15 protein-coding genes are annotated in these 20608 nt (G+C 61.2%); 12 read left to right on the top strand and 3 right to left on the bottom strand.

Features of this window, described 5'->3' with window-relative positions:
* The first annotated feature begins 113 nt into the window (after positions 1 to 113).
* The 9 genes from car (at position 114) to BB28_RS23455 (ending at position 13881) form a co-directional block, all read left to right on the top strand.
* The gene (gene car, locus BB28_RS23495; protein WP_046255281.1) at positions 114 to 3671 is read left to right on the top strand and encodes a carboxylic acid reductase; all 3558 of its coding nucleotides are present in this window, start codon (positions 114 to 116) and stop codon (positions 3669 to 3671) included.
* A 17-nt stretch (positions 3672 to 3688) separates the two neighbouring features.
* Positions 3689 to 4129, top strand: a complete 441-nt coding sequence (locus tag BB28_RS23490) for a helix-turn-helix transcriptional regulator (RefSeq protein WP_046255280.1) — start codon at positions 3689 to 3691, stop codon at positions 4127 to 4129.
* Positions 4130 to 4139: 10 nt separating this feature from the next.
* The gene (locus BB28_RS23485; RefSeq protein ID WP_046256125.1) at positions 4140 to 4550 is read left to right on the top strand and encodes a VOC family protein; all 411 of its coding nucleotides are present in this window, start codon (positions 4140 to 4142) and stop codon (positions 4548 to 4550) included.
* Complete coding sequence (locus BB28_RS23480) at positions 4551 to 6929, top strand: ATP-binding cassette domain-containing protein (RefSeq protein WP_046255279.1); 2379 nt, start codon at positions 4551 to 4553, stop codon at positions 6927 to 6929.
* A 111-nt stretch (positions 6930 to 7040) separates the two neighbouring features.
* Positions 7041 to 8309, top strand: a complete 1269-nt coding sequence (locus BB28_RS23475; protein WP_046255278.1) for a lipase family protein — start codon at positions 7041 to 7043, stop codon at positions 8307 to 8309.
* 75 nt (positions 8310 to 8384) lie between these two features.
* On the top strand, positions 8385 to 9722 hold the full coding sequence (locus BB28_RS23470; RefSeq protein ID WP_046255277.1) for a hypothetical protein: 1338 nt from the start codon (positions 8385 to 8387) through the stop codon (positions 9720 to 9722).
* A gap of 482 nt (positions 9723 to 10204) precedes the next feature.
* The gene (locus BB28_RS23465; RefSeq protein WP_081252321.1) at positions 10205 to 10615 is read left to right on the top strand and encodes an MmpS family transport accessory protein; all 411 of its coding nucleotides are present in this window, start codon (positions 10205 to 10207) and stop codon (positions 10613 to 10615) included.
* Positions 10612 to 13500, top strand: a complete 2889-nt coding sequence (locus BB28_RS23460; RefSeq protein WP_109550454.1) for an MMPL/RND family transporter — start codon at positions 10612 to 10614, stop codon at positions 13498 to 13500. Before BB28_RS23465 ends, BB28_RS23460 begins: the two co-directional genes overlap by 4 nt.
* Positions 13501 to 13542: 42 nt before the next feature.
* Positions 13543 to 13881 (top strand): hemophore-related protein, encoded by a 339-nt coding sequence (locus BB28_RS23455; protein WP_046255275.1) that lies wholly within the window; start codon positions 13543 to 13545, stop codon positions 13879 to 13881.
* Between the two features lie 49 nt (positions 13882 to 13930).
* Here the strand turns inward: BB28_RS23455 and BB28_RS23450 are convergent, their stop codons facing one another.
* On the bottom strand, positions 13931 to 15277 hold the full coding sequence (locus BB28_RS23450; RefSeq protein ID WP_419894533.1) for a hypothetical protein: 1347 nt from the start codon (positions 15275 to 15277) through the stop codon (positions 13931 to 13933).
* A 400-nt stretch (positions 15278 to 15677) separates the two neighbouring features.
* Between BB28_RS23450 and BB28_RS23445 the strand changes: the two genes are divergently transcribed.
* Together BB28_RS23445 and BB28_RS23440 are read left to right on the top strand one after the other, a co-directional pair.
* Positions 15678 to 16457: a methyltransferase domain-containing protein gene (locus BB28_RS23445; RefSeq protein ID WP_046256123.1), complete on the top strand. Its 780-nt coding sequence runs from the start codon at positions 15678 to 15680 to the stop codon at positions 16455 to 16457.
* A 107-nt stretch (positions 16458 to 16564) separates the two neighbouring features.
* A complete protein-coding gene (locus tag BB28_RS23440) occupies positions 16565 to 17479 on the top strand; it encodes a sulfotransferase family protein (RefSeq protein WP_225421962.1) in 915 nt (304 codons plus the stop codon).
* Positions 17480 to 17509: 30 nt separating this feature from the next.
* Here the strand turns inward: BB28_RS23440 and BB28_RS23435 are convergent, their stop codons facing one another.
* Both BB28_RS23435 and BB28_RS23430 read right to left on the bottom strand, forming a co-directional pair.
* The gene (locus BB28_RS23435) at positions 17510 to 18295 is read right to left on the bottom strand and encodes a GAP family protein (protein WP_046256122.1); all 786 of its coding nucleotides are present in this window, start codon (positions 18293 to 18295) and stop codon (positions 17510 to 17512) included.
* Positions 18296 to 18430: 135 nt separating this feature from the next.
* Positions 18431 to 19225, bottom strand: a complete 795-nt coding sequence (locus BB28_RS23430; RefSeq protein WP_046255272.1) for a GAP family protein — start codon at positions 19223 to 19225, stop codon at positions 18431 to 18433.
* 129 nt (positions 19226 to 19354) lie between these two features.
* Here BB28_RS23430 and BB28_RS23425 point away from each other — a divergent pair, with 129 nt between their 5' ends.
* Positions 19355 to 20335 carry a class I SAM-dependent methyltransferase gene (locus BB28_RS23425; protein ID WP_046255271.1) on the top strand — a complete coding sequence of 327 codons (981 nt, stop codon included), beginning with the start codon at positions 19355 to 19357 and terminating at the stop codon, positions 20333 to 20335.
* Positions 20336 to 20608 lie beyond the last annotated feature (273 nt).

The raw sequence follows: 20608 nt of genomic DNA, 5'->3' as shown, positions 1-20608 counted from the left end.
GGAGGGGAGAGCCGAACGCTCACAGGGAATAGTTAGCGTAGGTATGTACTTTTCTTCTGTAGGCGTAGCCGCCCCCACGTACTTACTTACATCGACTACCGAGGTGTCTAGGCATGACTGAAACGATTTCCACACCCGCCGCAACCACGACGCCCGACCTCGCCGATCAGCAAGAGCTTGAACGACGTGTCGCGCAGGTCGTGTCCAACGACCCGCAGCTGCAGGCCCTCCTTCCCGATGACGCGGTGTCCGGCGCGGTCAACGAACCCGGCCTGACACTCATCGAGCTGATCAGGCGTCTGCTGGAGGGCTACGGGGATCGCCCGGCTCTCGGGCAGCGCGCCGTCGAATTGGTGACCGACGAGCACGGTGCGACCACCGTGGCGTTGAAGACCGAATTCGTCACGACCTCCTACCGCGAGCTGTGGAATCGTGCCGAGGCCATCGCCGCCGCCTGGTACGCACAGGGAATTCGTGACGGGGACTTTGTCGCTCAGCTCGGATTCACCAGTACGGACTTCGCCTCATTGGATGTCGCGGGGCTACGTCTGGGCACCGTCTCGGTGCCATTGCAGACCGGCGCATCCGTGCAGCAGCGCAACGCGATCCTTGAAGAGACGCAGCCCACGGTGTTCGCCGCCAGCGTCGAGTACCTCGAAGCCGCCGTGGATTCCGTGCTCGCGACGCCGTCCGTGCAACTGTTGTCGGTGTTCGACTACCACCCGGAGGCGGATGCCCATCGTGCGGCACTGAGCGCCGTGCGTGACCGGCTGGAGACGGCCGGCCGGACGATCACCATCGATTCGTTGGGTGATGCCATCGCCCGTGGCCGCGAGCTTCCCGCAGCACCACAGCCCAGCGAAGACCCCGACGCGCTGCGCCTGCTTATCTACACCTCCGGCAGCACCGGCACCCCCAAGGGGGCGATGTACCCGCAGTGGCTGGTGGCCAACCTGTGGCAGAAGAAGTGGCTCACCACAACGGTGATTCCATCCGTGGGCGTCAACTTCATGCCGATGAGCCACCTCGCGGGCCGCCTTACTCTCATGGGCACCCTCTCCGGAGGCGGTACGGCCTACTACATCGCTTCCAGCGACCTATCGACGTTTTTCGAGGACATCGCGCTCATCCGGCCGACCGAGGTGCTGTTTGTGCCGCGCGTCGTGGAGATGGTCTTTCAGCGGTATCAGGCCGAGCTGGATCGTTCGCTCGCGCCCGGCGAAAGCAATGCCGAAATCGCCGAAAAGATCAAGGTGCGCATCCGCGAGGAGGACTTCGGTGGGCGTGTGCTCAACGCCGGATCTGGTTCTGCGCCACTGTCTCCCGAGATGAATGACTTCATGGAGTCGTTGCTGCAGGTAGCGATGCTTGACGGCTACGGTTCCACCGAGGCCGGCGCAGTGTGGCGTGACGGTGTGTTGCAGCGCCCTCCGGTCACCGAGTACAAGCTTGTTGATGTTCCCGAACTTGGTTACTTCACAACGGATTCTCCACATCCTCGGGGAGAGCTACGCATCAAGTCGGAGACCATGTTCCCTGGCTACTACAAGCGCCCCGAAACCACGGCGGATGTCTTCGACGAGGACGGTTTCTACATGACCGGTGACGTGGTTGCCGAGTTGGGACCGGACCACCTCAAGTACCTCGACCGCGTCAAGAACGTGCTCAAGCTTGCCCAGGGTGAGTTTGTCGCGGTGTCCAAGCTGGAGGCTGCCTACACCGGTAGCCCGCTGGTTCGGCAGATCTTCGTGTACGGAAACAGCGAGCGTTCGTACCTGCTGGCAGTCGTGGTGCCCACTCCGGAAGCCCTTGAACGATACGCGGATTCGCCGGATGCGCTCAAGCCGCTGATCCAGGATTCACTGCAGCAGGTCGCCAAGGGTGCGGAGCTGCAGTCCTACGAAATCCCCCGGGACTTCATCGTCGAGACCGTGCCGTTCACGGTCGAGTCCGGACTGCTATCGGATGCGCGCAAGCTGTTGCGCCCCAAGCTGAAGGAACACTACGGCGAACGACTGGAGGCTCTGTACGCCGACCTGGCCGAGAGTCAGAATGAGCGTCTGCGCGAGCTGGCGCGGGAGGCGGCCGGCCGGCCGGTGCTCGATACCGTGACCGATGCCGCTGCGGCCCTGTTGGGGGCGCCCGCGGCAGACCTGGGCCCCGATGTCCGGTTCATCGACCTCGGCGGCGACTCGCTCTCGGCGCTGTCGTACTCCGAATTGCTGCGCGACATCTTCGAGGTGGACGTTCCGGTCGGTGTCATCAACAGCGTCGCCAATGATCTCGCCGCCATCGCTCGGCACATTGAGGCACAGCGCACTGGCGCCGCGACGCAGCCGACGTTCGCATCGGTCCACGGCAGAGATGCCACGGTTATCAACGCGGCCGAACTCACCCTCGAAAAGTTCATCGACGAGTCGGTACTGAAGGCGGCCAAGGAAATTCAGCCACCTACCACAGACGTGAAGACCGTATTGGTGACCGGCGGCAATGGCTGGCTAGGACGCTGGTTGGTACTGGACTGGCTCGAACGGCTGGTTCCCGCCGGAGGAAAGGTATACGCACTCATCCGCGGTACCGATGCCGCGGCCGCCCGTGCGCGCCTCGATGCCGTCTATGAGTCCGGAGACCCGAAGCTGACGGCGCACTACCGTCAGCTCGCGGAGCAGGGACTTGAAGTGATCGCCGGTGACTTCGGTGACCAGAACCTGGGTCTGTCCCAGGATACTTGGCAGAAGCTGGCCGGAGATGTCGATCTGATCGTCCATTCCGGTGCATTGGTGAACCATGTGCTGCCCTACAGCCAGCTGTTCGGCCCCAATGTGGCGGGCACCGCCGAGATCATCAAGCTGGCGATCTCCGAACGGCTCAAGCCGGTCACTTATCTGTCGACGGTTGGCATCGCCGATCAGATCCCGGTGACGCAGTTCGAGGAAGACTCCGATGTCAGGGAGATGTCGGCGCAGCGGCAGATCAACGACGGCTACGCCAACGGATACGGCAATTCGAAGTGGGCCGGCGAGGTGCTGCTCCGTGAGGCCCATGACCTGGCGGGGCTGCCGGTGCGGGTGTTCCGATCCGACATGATCCTGGCCCACAGCGAGTACCACGGTCAGCTCAATGTCACCGACGTGTTCACGCGAACCATCCAGAGTTTGTTGCTCACCGGCGTCGCACCGGGCAGCTTCTACGAATTGGATGCCGAGGGCAATCGTCAGCGCGCTCATTATGACGGCGTCCCAGGTGATTTCACTGCCGCCTCCATCACCGCGATCGGCGGTGTGAACGTGACGGACGGTTACCACAGCTTCGATGTGTTCAACCCCCACCACGACGGCGTCTCGATGGATACCTTCGTGGATTGGCTCATCGAGGCCGGGTACAAGATCGCCCGGATCGACGACTACGGCCAGTGGCTGGCTCGGTTCGAGACGGCCCTCAAGGGATTGCCCGAGCAACAGCGCCAGCAGTCCGTGCTACCGCTGCTCAAGATGTACCAGAATCCGCAGTCGGCGATCGACGGAAGTGCGCTGCCGACAGCTGAATTCAGCGGAGCCGTGCGAGAGGCGAAGGTTGGCGGACTGGGCCAGACACCAGGTGAGATCCCGCATGTCACCAAGGAGCTGATCCTCAAGTACGCCGACGATATCAGTCTGTTGGGTCTGATCTAGCCGATAGAATCCCGCCTGTGACCCATGCAGGCGAGGAGCAGCGCCTGCGCGACCTCGCGCGTCTTCGCCGGGTACGCGACCGGATCGACCGCGAGTACGCGCAGCCGCTGAACGTCGAAGAACTGGCCCGCGATGCTCATATGTCCTCGGGTCACCTGAGCCGTCAGTTCAAGAGCGCATACGGGGAGTCGCCGTACTCCTACCTGATGACCCGACGGATCGAGCGGGCCATGATGCTGTTGCGCCGGGGAGACATGAGTGTCACCGAGGTCTGCTTCGCGGTCGGTGGCTCATCGCTCGGCACTTTCAGCACGCGTTTTACCGAACTGGTCGGGGTTCCACCCAGTGTGTACCGAGAGCGCTCTGCAGAGCACGTCGCAGGCATCCCGGCGTGCGTCGCCAAGCACGTCACCAGACCGATCAGGAATCAAGAAGCCACCACGGCGCGGCGCAGCTAGCGTGACCGGCATGGACATCACGATCAATGCGAGCTTCCTGCCACACACCGACCCGGAGGCCTCGCTGGCCTTCTATCGTGACGCGCTTGGGTTCGAGGTTCGCAAGGACGTCGGATATGAAGGGATGCGGTGGATCACCGTCGGGCCGGCAGGGCGTCCCGATATGAACCTCGTGTTGACACCCCCTGCTGCGGACCCGGGAATCACGGAGGAGGAGCGCCGGACTGTCACCGAGATGATGGCCAAGGGCACGTACGCGAGCATCATGCTGGCCACCAACGACCTGGCCGGGCTTTTCGAGCGTGTGCAGGCGACCGGTGCCGAAGTCATGCAGGAGCCAACCGATCAGCCCTGGGGTTCTCGAGACTGTGCCTTCCGTGATCCTGCCGGCTGCACCGTCCGCATCCAGGAGCTGCCCTGAATGGCCAAGAGCGCCAAAATAACCGACAACCATCCAGCCGACAGCCACGATCTGATCCGCGTGCATGGCGCGCGGGTCAACAACCTCAAAGACATCAGCGTCGAGCTGCCCAAGCGCCGACTCACGGTATTCACCGGTGTCTCCGGCTCAGGCAAGAGTTCGTTGGTGTTCGGCACCGTGGCCGCCGAATCGCAACGCCTGATCAACGAGACATACAGTGCGTTCGTGCAGGGATTCATGCCGTCCTTGGCGCGACCAGATGTCGATGTGCTCGACGGGCTGACGACGGCGATCATCGTCGATCAGGAACGCATGGGCTCAGATCCGCGATCCACGGTGGGTACCGCAACCGATGCCAATGCGATGCTGCGCATCCTCTTCAGTCGACTCGGTAGGCCGCATATAGGCTCGGCACAAGCATTTTCGTTCAACGTTGCCTCGATAAGCGGTGCGGGAGCGGTAACCGTTCAGCGTGGCTCACAGCCCACGAAGGAGCGTCGGGAGTTCAGTATCACCGGGGGTATGTGTCCACGGTGCGAAGGCCGGGGTTCGATCAACGACATCGATCTCACCGCGCTCTATGACGACGGCAAGTCGCTCAACGAGGGCGCACTGACCATCCCCGGGTACAGCATGGACGGGTGGTACGGGCGCATCTATCGCGGTTGCGGATTCCTAGACCCCGACAAGCCGATTCGCAAGTACACCAAGAAGGAACTGGATGATCTGCTGCACAAGGAGGCGACCAAGCTCAAGGTTGATGGCGTCAACCTGACATACCTCGGGTTGATTCCGCAGATCCAGAAGTCATACTTGTCCAAGGACATTGAGTCCATGCAGCCACACGTACGCACGTTTGTGGAGCGGATTGCCACCTTCACCACCTGTCCGGATTGCGACGGAACCCGGCTTTCGGCGCTGGCACGATCGTCGAAGATCAAAGGCAAGAACATCGCCGAGGTGTGCGCGATGCAGATCAGCGACTTGGCCGAGTGGGTGAGTGCTCTGGAGGAACCTTCGGCCGCTCCGCTGTTGGAAAAGCTAAGGCATTCATTGGACTCGTTCGTGCAGATCGGTCTTGGCTACTTATCACTGGATCGGCCGGCTGGAACATTATCCGGTGGAGAAGCTCAGCGCACCAAGATGATTCGCCATCTCGGCTCCTCGCTCACCGATATCACCTATGTGTTCGACGAGCCGACTATAGGGCTGCATCCGCATGACATCCAGCGGATGAACAGTCTGCTGCTGCAGCTGCGCGACAAGGGCAACACCGTGCTGGTGGTGGAGCATAAACCTGAGACCATCCACATCGCGGACCATGTCGTCGATTTGGGACCCGGTGCGGGTGCCGGGGGTGGGACTGTGTGCTTCGAGGGCACGGTGGCGCAGCTGCGGACCAGCGGCACCGTCACCGGGAGACACCTCGATGACCGTGCCACGCTGAAGGGCTCCGTGCGGAGATCGAACTCATACTTGGAAATTCGAGGCGCCAGCACCCATAATCTGCAGAAGGTAGACCTCGACATCCCTCTCGGTGTGCTGGTGGTCATCACCGGCGTCGCGGGCTCCGGCAAGAGCTCGCTGATCGACGGATCGGTGGCCAAGCTCGATGATGTGATCACCGTGGACCAGACCCCGATCCGGGGCTCACGGCGTAGCAACCCGGCGACCTACACCGGCCTGCTGGAGCCGATCCGTAAGGCATTCGCGAAAGCCAATGGGGTGAAGCCGGCCTTGTTCAGTGCGAACTCGGAGGGGGCGTGCCCCCACTGCAATGGTGCGGGTGTCATCTACACCGATCTGGGTGTGATGGCGACGGTGGCGACCACATGCGATGTGTGCGAAGGCAAGCGGTTCGACACGGCCGTATTGAACTATCACTTCGGTGGCCGCGATGTCAGCCAAGTGCTGGCACTGTCGGTCGCCGACGCGCAGACGTTCTTCGGGGAAGGTGACGCGAAACTTCCGGCAGCCCACAAGATTTTGAACAGGCTGAATGAGGTCGGCCTGGGCTATCTCAGCCTCGGTCAGCCGCTCACCACGCTCTCCGGCGGAGAGCGGCAGCGCCTCAAGCTGGCCACACACATGGGCGCGGCAGGCGGTGTCTACGTCCTGGACGAGCCGACCACGGGCCTGCATCTCGCCGACGTCGAGCAGCTCCTCGGCTTGTTGGATGGGCTGGTGGTTTCCGGGAAGTCCGTGATTGTCATCGAGCACCATCAGGCGGTGATGGCGCATGCCGACTGGATTATCGACTTGGGTCCGGGTGCCGGGCACGACGGAGGCCGCGTGGTCTTCGAAGGTACGCCCGAAGATCTTGTCAGCGCACGGTCGACGCTGACGGGCAAGCACCTCGCCGAGTACGTGGGCGCCTAGCGATACCGAGCGCGCCTGGATCGTCGACTTTCCACTACGTCTGTCGTGAAAGCCACTACGTCCGTTGTGAAAACGCGTTGTCTACGCTGTCCTGGACACAGGAGGTCGCACATGGCAACGAAGCCCAAGGCTGTTCTCGGTGGCACCGCATGGGCCGGGGCGGCCGCGGCGGTGGCAGGGATAGCAGGGACCGCGACCGCTTTGCGCAATCCTGCGGTGGTGCATCGACTCAACGGCTGGGCGGCGCGCAAGCTGACCGACGCGCAGCGGGCCGATCGGCATGCCGCCATCCTGCCGACGCCGATACCGGGGCCCAGCTTCTATTCGGACCCAGGTGATCTGACCAGTCGTGCCAACGGAGAAATCGTTCGTACCCATCGAGTGTTTCCGCGGATTCCGCTGCCTGGATTTACTATTCAACGATTTATGGTGCGCTCCACCGACACGGCGGGCAATGCCGTGCCCGTGACGGCGACTCTGGTCGAGCCGAACCGCCCATGGCGGGGCCTGGGTGCGCGGCCGGTGGTGGTACGCAATCAGCCGATCAACTCGCTGGGGCTCAAGGCGGCACCCTCGTACCGGGTCGAGCGCGGCATGTATGTAGATGTGCCGCCGCTGGCGCCGCTGCTGCTGGCACGAAACTACGCGGTGCTCGTACCCGATCATGAGGGCCCGCGGATGGCCTACTCGGCGGGCATCATGGCTGGCCACGCCGTACTGGATTCGGTACGGGGAATGCGTCGACTATGTCCGGATCTCGTGGAGTCCCCCATGGTGATGGACGGGTACAGCGGTGGTGCCATCGCAACGGTGTGGGCCGCCCAGGAGCAGCCGGTCTACGCGCCGGAGTTGAGTTTCAAAGGGGCCGTCGCGGGTGGTACACCGACGGATTACGCGCTGTTGTACCGCAGCATGAACAGCGCCTTGGGGTCTGGGCTTTTCGCCGCGGCCACGATCGGGCAGGCACGTGAGTATCCGAGCATGCTGGAGCTGTTCGGCGACTTTGCCTTCTATATGACGACCTTGATCAAGGACTTACCCCAGCCACCCCTGGCTGTGGCCGGGGTAGCACGTATCGATCTAGATGTATTAGCGTCAATTCCAGAGCCTTTCGAGTCCGCGATTGCGCAGAATGTGATCGCCGCGAACAAGCCCGGCGCCACGGCACCGGTGATGCCGATCCTGCTCTACCACGGATCACGCGACCGGTTCATCGGTGATCAGTTCGTCCCAGAGCAAGGTGTGAGGACGCTCATCGAGAGTTGGCGGTCCAAGGGAGCGACAGTGGACTACCTGCCCGTGCCTGGCGAACATCTGATCGCGGCAGGATGGGCGATGCCCAGCGTGTTGCGTTGGATGCGCGGCGTACTTGGGGATTAAACATTCTCGAATCAGGATGTGACTCAGGGTTTTCCCGGAGGCGGAGAGGACTATCGGACGGCTACGCTCGCTGGCATGACGACCGTTGCGCCCGGGCATTCCGGCACCGCCGAAGATGAGGGAGCCGGTACCGCGCCGCGGTGGACCCCGTTGCAGAAGTTCGGATTCCGTCTGCTGTTCACCATCGGCGGCGGGATTCTCCTGCTCTCGGTGTACGACAACCTAGGTCTCTACAGCTTGTTTGAGCCGGTGCTGTGGCTGACGGCCCAAATCGGAAGTTTCCTCATTCGCGGCCGCGGTATCGAACTCACCGTCTCCTCCGGCGGCGACCTGCTGTGGCTGTGGTGCTACCACCTGGGGTGGATCGTGCTCGCGGTGGCGATCACCGCGATATGGACGGTGTTGGACCGCCGCCGCTCGAACTATCGGGGCCTGGCAGCCTCGCTGTGGGTGTTCGCTCGGTTCGGTCTCGCGATGTCGATGATCACGTATGGAATCGCGAAAGCGATTCCCACGCAGATGGGGTTCATGGCTCTGCCCGATCGGCAGCTGCAATTGGTCGGTGACACAAGCTTGTTCAATACGCTCTGGGGTTTCATGGGTGCCTCGGAGCCCTACTCCATCGCTACGGGGCTCGTGGAACTGGTGTCGGGACTGCTGCTGCTGTGGAACCGCACGTGGGTGCTGGGCGCCCTGGGGTCTGTCTTCGCCATGGCACAGGTGTTCCTTCTCAACATGACCTATGACGTTCCGGTGAAGCAGGTATCCGGAGAGTTGTTCCTGATAGCCGTCGCGGTCACCGCACCCCTGTGGCCAAACCTCGCTCGGGTGATCTCGAATCGTGTGAGCACGCAACCGGTGTGGCTGTGGCGAGCGCTCGGCTCCAGTCGGAAGTGGCTGCTCACCACCGGTGTCGTGCTGAAATTCGGAGTGGCATCAGTTCTCACCGCGCTCATCGTCCTGCAGTCGCTGGCGGTGTACTCGACGTACAAGACACCAACCTCGAGTCTCGATGGGGTGTGGCATGCAACGTCATTCACTATTGACGGGCACGGGGCAACGCTGAACCAGACTCAGCCGGCGCCCTGGCCCAACGTCGCGATCTCTCACCGCGACACGGTGGCGGAATTCAGCGTGATGAAGTTCGTTTCCCAGACGCCGGACGGACGTACCTCGGCGTGGCTGCTACAGGCCAAGGATGATCGGCTCGAGTTGCGCAAGCGCGAGTCCGATCGACCTCAGCTGGTTCTTCAGGCGCATCAACCCAGCCGGGACCGGCTGGTGCTCAGCGGTACCGTGGATGGCAAGAGGATCGAGGGCACCTACGAGCGCCGGTTCATGGAGCGCAGCAATTCCGGATTCCGTTGGATTCAACCGGAAATGGACCCGGATTCTGTCGACGCCGACGGATAGCCAATGAGGTGGCGACCGGACCGTCCCATCGTGTTTCAGCACGGTAGATAAGAACCGGTGTTGCAAAAGATTCAGTTAGATCTCGCTGCGCCGTTCTCTCCCAGCGGATTTCAAGGTCCGGCCTGTTTGTGATGTGATTACGGCTAGGCTCCAAATCCGGGCGAACAACGATTTCTGCACGAGCATTTCATTCCCAAATTTGCTTGTTATCAAGGTATTAGACGTTTCCAGACCGAGATCACGGATTGTGTCCTTCGTGATGAGTCAACGTGGTTTACTCGTCGGAATCGGGTCGCGCGCGACGAGGCGTGCCGCACGTTGGCGGTGCTTCGCACATGACCGAGCCTGGGTGCCGCCGCATTCGAAGTTCGGTTATCCGTTGTGTTCACATCCGATCTGGAGATACATGTTTGTGCAGCTGACATGCTGCCGAGCGCGGAAGACAGTCGGAGGGACTCGAGATTTTCACGATCTTGAAGCGTGTGTGGATTCCGTTGGTGCTAGCGGTCGTGGGAGTTGCGGGCGGATTCACCGTGTCGCGGCTGCACGGTGTCTTCGGTAACGAGCGTCGTCCCGCGTACGCCAACACCGAGCGGGAAGAGAAGCGGCCACACGATCCGAAGTACCTGGTCTACGAAGTGTTCGGTCCCCCTGGCGCGGTGGCGACCATCAGCTACTTCGATGCCGACGCGGAGCCGCAGGTCATCAGGGAGGCCACGCTGCCTTGGTCGGTGGAATTCCCGATCACCGAGGCGACGGCCATGGGTAACCTCACCGCGCAGGGTGACGCAGACAGCATCGGGTGCCGCATTCTCGTGGGTGACAAGGTCAAGGACGAGAAGATCCGATACGGCGTCAGCGCATTGACCTTCTGCATGTTGAAGGCCGCATGAGCACCCTCAATGACCCTCCGACAGAGCCGTTGCCGGTAAGCAACCGCCCCCCGTTCTTGGCGCGAATGATTCGTCGCCTCTCGATTCCGATCATCCTCGGCTGGCTGGCGATAGCTGTCATCTTGAGCATCAGTGTCCCCTCACTCGAGCAGGTCGAGAAGGAGCACGCGGTGGCGATGAATCCGGATGTGGCACCATCATTTCAGGCGACGCAACGGATGGGCCAGCTGTTCGGTGAGTCCAATTCCAGCGTGGTGGCGATGATCGTCGTGGAGGGGCAGCAACCTCTGGGCGACGATACGCATCGCTACTACGACGAACTGATTCGTCAATTGAAATCCGACACGGCGCATGTGCAGCACGTCCAGGATTTCTGGGGCGACCAAATGACGCAGGCCGCTGCGCAAAGCCTTGATGGCAAGGCCACATATGTGCAAGTAGCCCTTACTGATCCCCGGGAGGGGGCGTCGGCGAATCAATCCGTCGAGGCGGTACGGGCCATTGTGGACCGGACACCGGCGCCGTTGGGAGTGAAGGCCTATGTGACCGGCCCGGCAGCGTTCGCCGCGGACTTGGGTCCTGCCGGCAACAGGACTGTTCTTCTGGTCACGGGTCTGAGCCTTGCGGTGATTTTCACGATGCTGCTCTTGGTCTATCGATCGGTCGTTTCCGTCATTCTCATGCTCGTTGTCGTCGGAATAGAGTTGACGGTGGCACGAGGATTCGTGGCGCTACTCGGCAACCTCGGTCTTATCGGTATCACCACGTTTGTCGTCAATCTTTTGGTGGCACTTGCCATCGCGGCAGGTACGGACTACGGCATATTCTTCACCGGGCGATATCAGGAGGCGCGCCAAGCCGGCGAGGACCGGGAGAACGCGTTCTACACCACCTTCCGCAGTGTTGCCAAGGTGGTCCTGGGCTCGGGATTGACGATTGCCGGTGCGGTCCTCTGTCTGCACTTCACGCGGTTACCCGTCTATCAGACGTTGGGTGTAGCCACCGCCGTGGGCATGGTCGTCGCCGTGGCGGTGGCGATCACACTCGTTCCGGCAGTTATCGCGGTAGGCAGCCGCTTTGGGCTGTTTGAGCCCAAGCGAAAGGTCACGGTCCGTCGATGGCGGCAGATCGGCACGGCGATCGTGCGCTGGCCGGCGCCGATCCTGGTAGCGACGTGCGCGGTGGCGCTCATCGGGCTGTTGACACTGCCCGTTTACCAGCCGAGCTACAACGACCAGAAATACATCCCACAAGACATTCCGGCCAATGTGGGCTACGCGGCAGCCTCACGTCATTTCCCGCAATCGTTGATGATGGCACCCGATGTTCTGTTGATCGAAGCCGATCACGATATGCGCAATCCTGTCGATTTTCTGGTGCTGAACAAGCTTGCCCGCGGAGTCCAGGCTGTGCCCGGTGTGTCCAGGGTGCAGGCGGTGACCCGTCCCGGAGGTGAGCCGCTCAAACACACCACCATCCCGTTCATGCTCAGCATGAGCAGCGCGAGCCAATCCCATCTGATGCCGTTTCAGAGAAATCGCATGGACGATCTGCTGGTCCAGGCGGACGACATGCTGAAGACGATCGCCATCATGAAGCGAATGCAGTCGTTGACCGAACAGATGGTGGGCACCACCCACGACATGGTCGGAACCACGCACGAACTCGAAGTGATCATGAACGAGTTGCGGGACCACGTCATGGATTTCGATGACTTCATCAGGCCGATCCGTAACTACCTCTACTGGGAAAAGCACTGCTACGACATTCCCGTTTGTCAGGCCATCCGTTCAGTCTTCGACACTCTCGACGGAGTCGACGAGGTATCCGACAAATTGGGTGACCTCGTTGCCAATCTTGATCGGCTGGACGAACTCCTTCCGCAGATGGCGGAACAGTTCCCGGTGATGATCGAGACCATGGAATCCACACGGAAAATGATGCTTTCCATGCATAGCACCATGTCGGGGATCTTCGATCAGATGGAGCAGTCGACCAGTAACTCGACTGCGATGGGTAAGGCCTTCGATGCCGCCCAGAACGATGACTCCTTCTATCTGCCTCCGGAAGTGTTCGACAACGAGGACTTCAAACGTGTGATGAACATCTTCCTGTCATCGGACGGAAAGGCCGCGCGGATGCTCATTTCGCAGCGGGGCGATCCCGCGACGCGCGAGGGCATGTCATTGGTGGATCCGATTGAGACGGCGGCGGCAGAGGCACTCAAGGGCACGCCGTTGCGAAACGCCAAGATCTATATGACGGGTACAGCCGCATCGGTCAAGGACATCGTCGACGGTTCGAAGTACGATCTGCTGATCGCGGCAACCGCGGCGCTTTGTCTGATCTTCGGGATCATGCTGATCATGACGCGAAGCTTTGTCGCGGCACTGGTTATCGTTGGCACAGTGGCACTTTCGTTGGGCGCCGCATTCGGGCTCTCCGTGCTCATCTGGCAGAACATCCTCGGCATCGAACTGCATTGGCTGGTACTGGCGATGTCCGTGATCATCTTGTTGGCGGTGGGTTCTGACTACAACCTGTTGTTGGTCTCGCGAATGAAGGAGGAACTGGGCGCGGGCATCAACACGGGGATCATTCGGGCCATGGGCGGTACCGGCAAGGTGGTGACCTCTGCGGGTTTGGTGTTCGCGTTCACCATGTTGTCGATGGTGGTCAGCGACCTGCGTGTCATCGGGCAGGTTGGTTCCACGATCGGGATCGGTCTGTTGTTCGACACGTTGGTGGTGCGTGCGTTTATGACGCCGGCGATCGCTGCGCTGTTGGGCAGGTGGTTCTGGTGGCCACAGCGAGTACTCCGCCGCCCCGCCAGAGCACACCGAGATGTGGAGAGACCCCGCCCCTTGGTGATGCAAGATGCCTGACTTCGGATTACGAAAAATATTGGTAAGAAAGGAAGTACGTATATGTTCTCCGTGTCGCTTGCTCGACTGTCTGTAGGGTTGGGAGCACTGGCGTTGTCGCTGGCCACGGCGGCCGGGATCGCATCCGCGGATCCTGACCTGGATTTGGCCATCAACACCACATGCAGCTATCCGCAAGTGGTGGCGGCCCTCAATGCGCAGGATCCGCAATTCGGTAAGGCGTTGTCCCAATCGCCGATACTGCAACGCGGGTTACGCGAATTCCTCGCGGCAGGGCCAGAAAAGCGGGCACAGACGGCTCAAGATGTGGCGAATGCACCAGCCTTTCAGCCATATCTGGGAGTGATGGAACAGGCCTACCGAACCTGCCACAACTTCTGACCCGCAACGTTCGCCCGTTCGGCGTGACCGCACATGGCGGAGAAATCCGTCAGTGGATCTCGCCGATCAAACCGAAATCGGCCAGGGTGAGCTCGGCCAGTTCACGGAGCGACTCCTTAGTGTTCGCGGTGCCCGGCTGGTAGGCGCCGACACTGATGAAGATCTTGCCGTTGAGGCGCCCGGAGAGTATGAACATGCGACCACCAGTGCGCTCGAGTAGCTGTCGTCTCTCGCGTTGCCCGGTCGCTCGTGCGTTTTGGAAGTCGGCGAGCGTTCCGGCGGGATAGCCGATCATGGAGCTGAGATCGCCTAGATACGAACAGAACACCGACTGATCCGGATCAGCGGGCATCCTGGCGACCATCCGTTGTAGCGTCCGTTTCGGTGCGAACGAGGGCAGCCACAGGAGCTGTTTGGACTCGTCGGGCGTCTCCCTCAGGGCCGTCAGCGTCTGTTTGATGGCAGACCGGACATCGCGTAGATCCGTTGTGAGTGAGGTTGGGTCAATGCTGACGCGGGCATAGGAAAGTGCCATGGCACGGGTGTCGTCCTCAGTGCGCTCGCTGATCGGTATCTGCAGGGTCACCGTGCCGCTGTCTGTGCGTCGCCGCCCGATCCGCTCCCCGAACCGGGCGGCAAAGGCGGCGGCAAGTGTATGGCTCGCCCCGGCGAGGGCGTCCGCACGGGCATCCCAGTCATCCAGGCTCACGTAGATCGTGAGGGCCGGTACGAGAACGAATTCGTCGGCCTCGTTCGGTTCGGCAGCGACCGGTTGCGGTGCCGGCACTCGGTCGGTTCGACTCCTATCACGCGCCTGTTTTCGGCCGAGCTTCACCGCCGCCACCAGAGCTTTCGCGACCTGAGGTACGTCACGCGCCGTCTGTCGCGCATCCTGACCCAATGCTCGTAGCCGGGTGCGCGATAGTGGCAGCGGATAGCCAAGATCGCGGGTCTTGCCCAGGGCCGCTTCAACTATCACAAGCGCCAGCCCGAGCCCATCGATCAGATTGTGCGAGAGCACCAGGCTGATCGCGGTGGTTCCGTCGTCGAGAGGCAGCACACCGATATGCCAGCCAGGGCCTGCCTCGGGGTCGATGCGCATCTGCGACCGCTCATCGATCCAATCGCTGAACTCGGCGCGGGGTCGTGCGTGTTGAACGACATCGATGTCTGACGCGCCCCGGTCCTCCACCCAGCGATGCCGGGCGATCGACAGCGCCGGGCGTTCGATGCGTCGGCCCAACAGGCCCCGACCGAGATTGTGATGAAAGCGCCGTAACGCCTCGAGGTCGACGGCGTGGCTGTAGAGCCAGGTCACCTGGATGATCACGTTCATGCCTGCGGCATGATGCTCCGCCAATAGAGCCTCGTCTGCCAAGTCCAGCCGATTGTCCAGCCGTACAGTAGCTTTGGACACCCTCCGGTCGTTGAGAGACTTTCGCACCCGATGTAACCGTCCAGGCACCAGTCAGACTCCTTCATTCCCAGCTGTGCGTTTGCGGTTTCGCGCTGTGGGCGACAATGGATTTGACGACGCGCGTGTTCCAGATTGCGGCGCACGCTGCCAGGCGCCCAGCCGAGCTTGATCAACCGAATTGATCGGGAGCCTAGCTGTTCGGTGGACATGTTGTGGCGAAATCTTTTTCGCCGAGGGCGTCGGATATCTGACGGACGCCTGGACCCAGATCTCGGGCCTGGTGCAGAAGAAAGTAACTGCATCGTCATTGCATTTTTCATGCCCTGCAGCGCATTTGATTTCACGACTGTCCTGCCCTACGGCGCCGCTGTGATCCATGATGTTCTACGTGGAGAACAGAGCCCGCGATATCTCGTGCATGCCTCGGGGCGGCCCGGATGCTTCCTGGCTGGACAGGCGGTTGCAGACCGGACGTCTGGAGTATCTGGACCGCGATGACGTCGATGATCTCAAGAGCAAGGTCATGTGCTCGCTCGATCGTGCGGGGCGGCGACGGTGGATAGGCATTCACGAGAAGTGCGCCCGCATGGCGCTACGCGAGGTCGCTGATGTGAACTCTCCGAAGATCCTTGAACTTGGTGCAGGTCTTGGTGGATTGTCACGCAAGTTGTTGGACATGCATCCAGCGGCCCACGTGACGATTACCGACATCGACCCCAGTTTCGTGGCCTCGGCAGCCGCCGGTGATCTCGGCAGCCACCCCCGTGCCACGGTGCGGGAGATGGATGCCACCGCAATCGACTCCCCGGACGATCATTACGACCTTGCGATATTCGCGTTGTCACTGCATCATCTTTCGCCCGATCTCGCTGCTCAAGTGTTCGCATCGGGAACCCGTGCGGCGAGGAAGCTCTTGATCGTGGACCTGCCCAGGCCGCCGGTCCCGGTTCATATCGCGTTATTGGCGGTGGGGCTGCCCCTTGTCAGGTTCTCGCCGCTGCAGCACGACGGTTTCATCAGCTCCTTGCGCGCCTACAGCCCGTCCGCGCTGCGCGCGCTTGCCCATCACGCAGATCCGGGTATCGCCGTGGAGTTTCGGACTAGACGGGGGCTGGGCCCGACGGTGATGGTTGCGAGTCGCGCTGGGCGAAACGATTGAGAAACAGGGAAAGAGTTCATGATGCAATGTGCGGCAGTCAATTACGTCTTGAGACGAGCGGTCTCGTGACTCCGGCTGGTCAGTCCCGCCCCGTGATTCTGTTTGTCATGGGTATGGCGCGATCGGGGACATCGGCGATAACCCGTGCGCTGTCACTGTGCGGCGGCGCGCTCCCGTCAGCCCTGGCGGGTGCGAACCCGGCCAATCCACGGGGATATTGGGAACCGCGCAAGGTCATCATCCTCAATGAGAGGATTCTGCATCGCAACGGCAGCTCCAGGTTCGACACGACCTTGCGTCTGCAAGAAGAGGGCGCGTTCGATGCCGGTGAAAGGGCGACCTGTATCGCCGAGATCCGGACGTACCTGGGGACGTTGCCGTTGGCGCCACTGATTATCGTCAAGGACCCGAGGATAAATCTGCTGTCTGATATGTGGTTCGAAGCAGCAGATCTGGCCGGTTTCGATGTGGCGACTGTGATAGCGGTGCGCCACCCAACGGAGGTCATCGCTTCGGTTGCCGCCCAGGCGGCCGCCTCGCCGGAGTTCTCGAGCGCACTGTGGCTCAAGTTCAATCTGTTGGCCGAGGCATGTACGCGCGACGTCCCGCGGGTGTTCGTGGGATACACGAACCTCCTAGAGGACTGGCGCCGGGAGATGAAACGTACTGCGGTAGCGCTCGGGCTCGACTTAGAAGCCAGGGACGAGGCCGAGATAGAGGATTTCCTCGAAACTGACCTTCGGCGCCAGAAGTACAGTGGGCCCGTCACAGAGCCCTTCGGCACGGACTGGATGTCGGTGGTGCACGAAACGCTCTGCGCGGCCGCTGCCGACGAGCCCTGGGAGCCGTCGGCATTGGACCAGGTCTTGGACGCGTATCGGACGAGCGAGCGAGGTTTCCGGGCGATGGTCGAGGATTTCCAGCGATTCCACAAGCTCAGCCGACGCACTCGCCCATCGATGATGAAGTTGATCTACGAAGTCATGGCGACGGCCAACGGGCGCAGTGGGACATGGGCCTGACACGAGCGAATCGCATATCGAACCACCTATTCAGGCAATACCGTTGACTACCTGAATCATCCCAGCGACTGAGAAAATGGTAATCAACATCTGGCGGCGGTGTGCGAGTGCCCAGTCGTGCAACGGCCTCAGTACCGCAAGGGTTTTCGTGGGTGCAACGAGATAGCTGACGAGCGTGATCTCGACGACCGTGAACATTCCGAAGACGAACAGGATGACGGCGATGACCTGGGTACCGATCGGGGTCCCGGAGGCCACTATGGGAGTGAGTACGAAGATCACCAACATGGGCGGCGGTAGCCCGGCGAGGCCAAACACGAACGCAACCCACAAAGCCCCGTCTTCCCAGGCCTTTTGAAGGCGATAGAGGAGGCTGCGGAACACCGAACCGCGCGCCTCGGCCTCACTTTGGGGGGTGCCGAACGGCGATGTGATGTGGTGGGCCATATCCGAATCGTGTGGCTGCGCGGAGGTGTCGCCTATCGTTGCGCCTACGCGTGACCGCTCGCGAAGTGACCGCACGATCATCAGTGCGGCTATCGACAGCATGAGAACGCCCATGCCGAGGTTTACGAGTCGCGTGGTGATGCTGTTGCCCGGCGTGGCCATGTCCTCCACAAAGGAGCGAAACGATGGCGCTATGTGTAGCACGATCAGCGGAATAAGTAGACCGGCAAGGCTGACGATCATGCTGCCGACCCAATAGGCCGCCAGATTCTGTACTGGCTGAGGGCGCGAGATCATCAAGACGATGATGGCAAGAAGGACCGGATTGACCGCGAACATGATCGCCATCGCGAGCAGTAGACCCCACACGGCCCGGAACACTACCCAGGTGGGCGTAATTTCTCGGCAGAATCGGGAACCAAGGCGGCCGGGAACCCCGCTGACGAATTTGGCGAACCGTTGTGTCCGAATGAATTTCGTGCAGGCATCGGTCCTTTTGGTTCCTCAGATGCCGCCCAGGCCGTGGATCAGAAGTGATATCCCGGCCACTACGCACATGGCTACCAGAATCTTTCGCCGATGAGCCAACGCCCAGTCATGCAGCAGTTGCACAACCGCTTGGGTTTTCGTGGGGGCGACGAGATAGCTGACCAGGGTGAGCTCCACGATTGCCAGCACTCCGACGATGAAGACGGCAGCCACCGTGATCTGCGTCCCGAGCGCGGCACCGGAGGTCACCAGAATGGCGATAAGGAACAGGCCCGCGTCGGGCTCGATACCGCCGAGAAGCAGGCCGATCAGGAAGGCGACCCATAACGAACCGCTCTCCCACGCGTTGGTGGCGCGGCGGACTAGTCGTTGGAGCAGCGAGTCGCCGTCAGTCGGTGCATCTCCCGCCCGCCCCAGGAGCCGCGAGATCGGGTTCTGGGTAGGCAGATTCGGCTGGGATGCCGTCGCGGTCCCACTCGTTGATCCCTGAAGCTGGAGCTGCCGGCCACGCAGCAGTGGCCGCGATGCGATGAGTGCGGCGACCGACAGCGCCAGCACTCCCATGCCGAGTTGGACGTGCCGAATGGTGGGGCTGCCCGCCACACCTTGCGCGAATGATCTGAACATCGGTGTCACATGCAGAAGTGTCAACGGAACCACTACGGCGGGGATGCAGCCGATGAGACAGCCCGCCCAGTAGATCAGCAGATTTTGCACAGGCTGCGGCCGCGAGATCACGAGGAGGGTGATGCCCAGTCGTATCGGGTTCAGGGCGACCAATACCACGAGCGCTAGCACCGATCCCCACACGTACAAAGACACTACGCGGTAGGTTCGTCGTCTGGGGTTCCTTTGAAAGCTGTTCTGTGGCGCCCGGTCACGAGCCCATGGCAAGCAGTGCGCGTTCTCTGGACCCAGAGTCTTGTAGGGGAGATGTGAATGACGGCGGTTACCAGTACATGCCGACTGTGCGGCTCGACGGGTCCTCACCGAACCCTCGAGATACGCGAAATGATGTTTGGCACCCGTGAGGTGTTCGAGTACTTCAGTTGCGCCGCGTGCGACACGTTGCAGATGGTCGACGTGCTGCAGGGCGAAGAGCTCATGCGGCATTACCCACAGGCCTATTACTCGCACAATGGATCGGCCCAGCCGAAGGCATTTCAATGGTTGGTCACGCAGCGCGACAGATTCAAATTACGCAGTGGTGGGCGGGTATTCGGTTCCGTTATGACCTCGCCGATACCGGAGGGCATCTTCCGCGTGCTGCTGGGTGGGGATGCTGTCAAGATGCTTGCCGGGCTTGGAATTGAACGTGATGCGCGGATCCTGGATGTTGGATGTGGAAGTGGCGCGCTGCTCGACAGGCTGGCACGGGTCGGCTTCGTCAGCCTGCTCGGGGCGGACCCGTTCATCGCTGAAGACGGCGAGTCACATGAACGGATACCGCTCCTACGGCGTTTTTTATGTGACGTACCAGGTGAATTCGATCTTATTATGTTCAACCATTCGCTCGAACATATGCCCGATCCGGTGGCCACACTCGAGGTAGCGTCCAAGAAGCTGGCCGTCGGCGGCACATGCCTGGCTCGGGTGCCTACAACGTCATCGGAGGCGTGGTCCATGTACGGGGCCGATTGGGTGCAGGCCGATGCGCCTCGGCACATGGTCATACCTTCGCGTCAGGGAATGGCGCTGGCCGCTGAGCGTGCCGGTCTGCGAGTAGATCAGACATTTGATGATTCAACTTTTGGTCAGTTCACCGGGAGCGAGGCTTATCGGGGTGATGTTCCGGTCACCGACCCCAAGATCCTCCGTATGTTCCGTCCGAAGCAGATCTGGGAATGGGAGAAGCGGGCGACTCAGCTCAATCAGCAGAATCGCGGTGACCAGACTGGTTTTGTGCTGCGACTCAAGTGACCTGAATCTGCACGGCTCGTCTAGAGATGCGATCGTATTCCTTTGCTATTCAGACGATTCAGCGAAATTGAAGGTAATCCGACGAGCGTCGATGATTCCGGCCAGGAATTTTTGGTTTGTCGCTGGACCTGACCTGCGGTGGCCGAGGATCATCCGCAAGGCTCGCCCTGGCGCGGATGGCTGTCGAGGTAAAGCCCAAATCTCTTGAATTGAAAGACGATAACGGAGGCATCGGGATATGCTGCCGGGCGGTCGAGCTGTGGCGAGGCTCCC

The sequence above is a fragment of the Mycobacteroides chelonae CCUG 47445 genome, assembly GCF_001632805.1.
Taxonomy (GTDB): Bacteria; Actinomycetota; Actinomycetes; order Mycobacteriales; family Mycobacteriaceae; genus Mycobacterium; species Mycobacterium chelonae.
This window is presented reverse-complemented; position numbering and strand designations above follow the sequence as displayed.

Excerpts from the sequence above, each read along its gene's own strand:
- car (WP_046255281.1), top strand. The coding sequence starts at position 114 with ATGACTGAAACGATTTCCACACCCGCCGCAACCACGACGCCCGACCTC.
- BB28_RS23485 (WP_046256125.1), top strand. The coding sequence starts at position 4,140 with ATGGACATCACGATCAATGCGAGCTTCCTGCCACACACCGACCCGGAG.
- BB28_RS23480 (WP_046255279.1), top strand. The coding sequence starts at position 4,551 with ATGGCCAAGAGCGCCAAAATAACCGACAACCATCCAGCCGACAGCCAC.
- BB28_RS23475 (WP_046255278.1), top strand. The coding sequence starts at position 7,041 with ATGGCAACGAAGCCCAAGGCTGTTCTCGGTGGCACCGCATGGGCCGGG.
- BB28_RS23470 (WP_046255277.1), top strand. The coding sequence starts at position 8,385 with ATGACGACCGTTGCGCCCGGGCATTCCGGCACCGCCGAAGATGAGGGA.
- BB28_RS23460 (WP_109550454.1), top strand. The coding sequence starts at position 10,612 with ATGAGCACCCTCAATGACCCTCCGACAGAGCCGTTGCCGGTAAGCAAC.
- BB28_RS23455 (WP_046255275.1), top strand. The coding sequence starts at position 13,543 with ATGTTCTCCGTGTCGCTTGCTCGACTGTCTGTAGGGTTGGGAGCACTG.
- BB28_RS23445 (WP_046256123.1), top strand. The coding sequence starts at position 15,678 with ATGTTCTACGTGGAGAACAGAGCCCGCGATATCTCGTGCATGCCTCGG.
- BB28_RS23440 (WP_225421962.1), top strand. The coding sequence starts at position 16,565 with ATGGGTATGGCGCGATCGGGGACATCGGCGATAACCCGTGCGCTGTCA.
- BB28_RS23425 (WP_046255271.1), top strand. The coding sequence starts at position 19,355 with ATGACGGCGGTTACCAGTACATGCCGACTGTGCGGCTCGACGGGTCCT.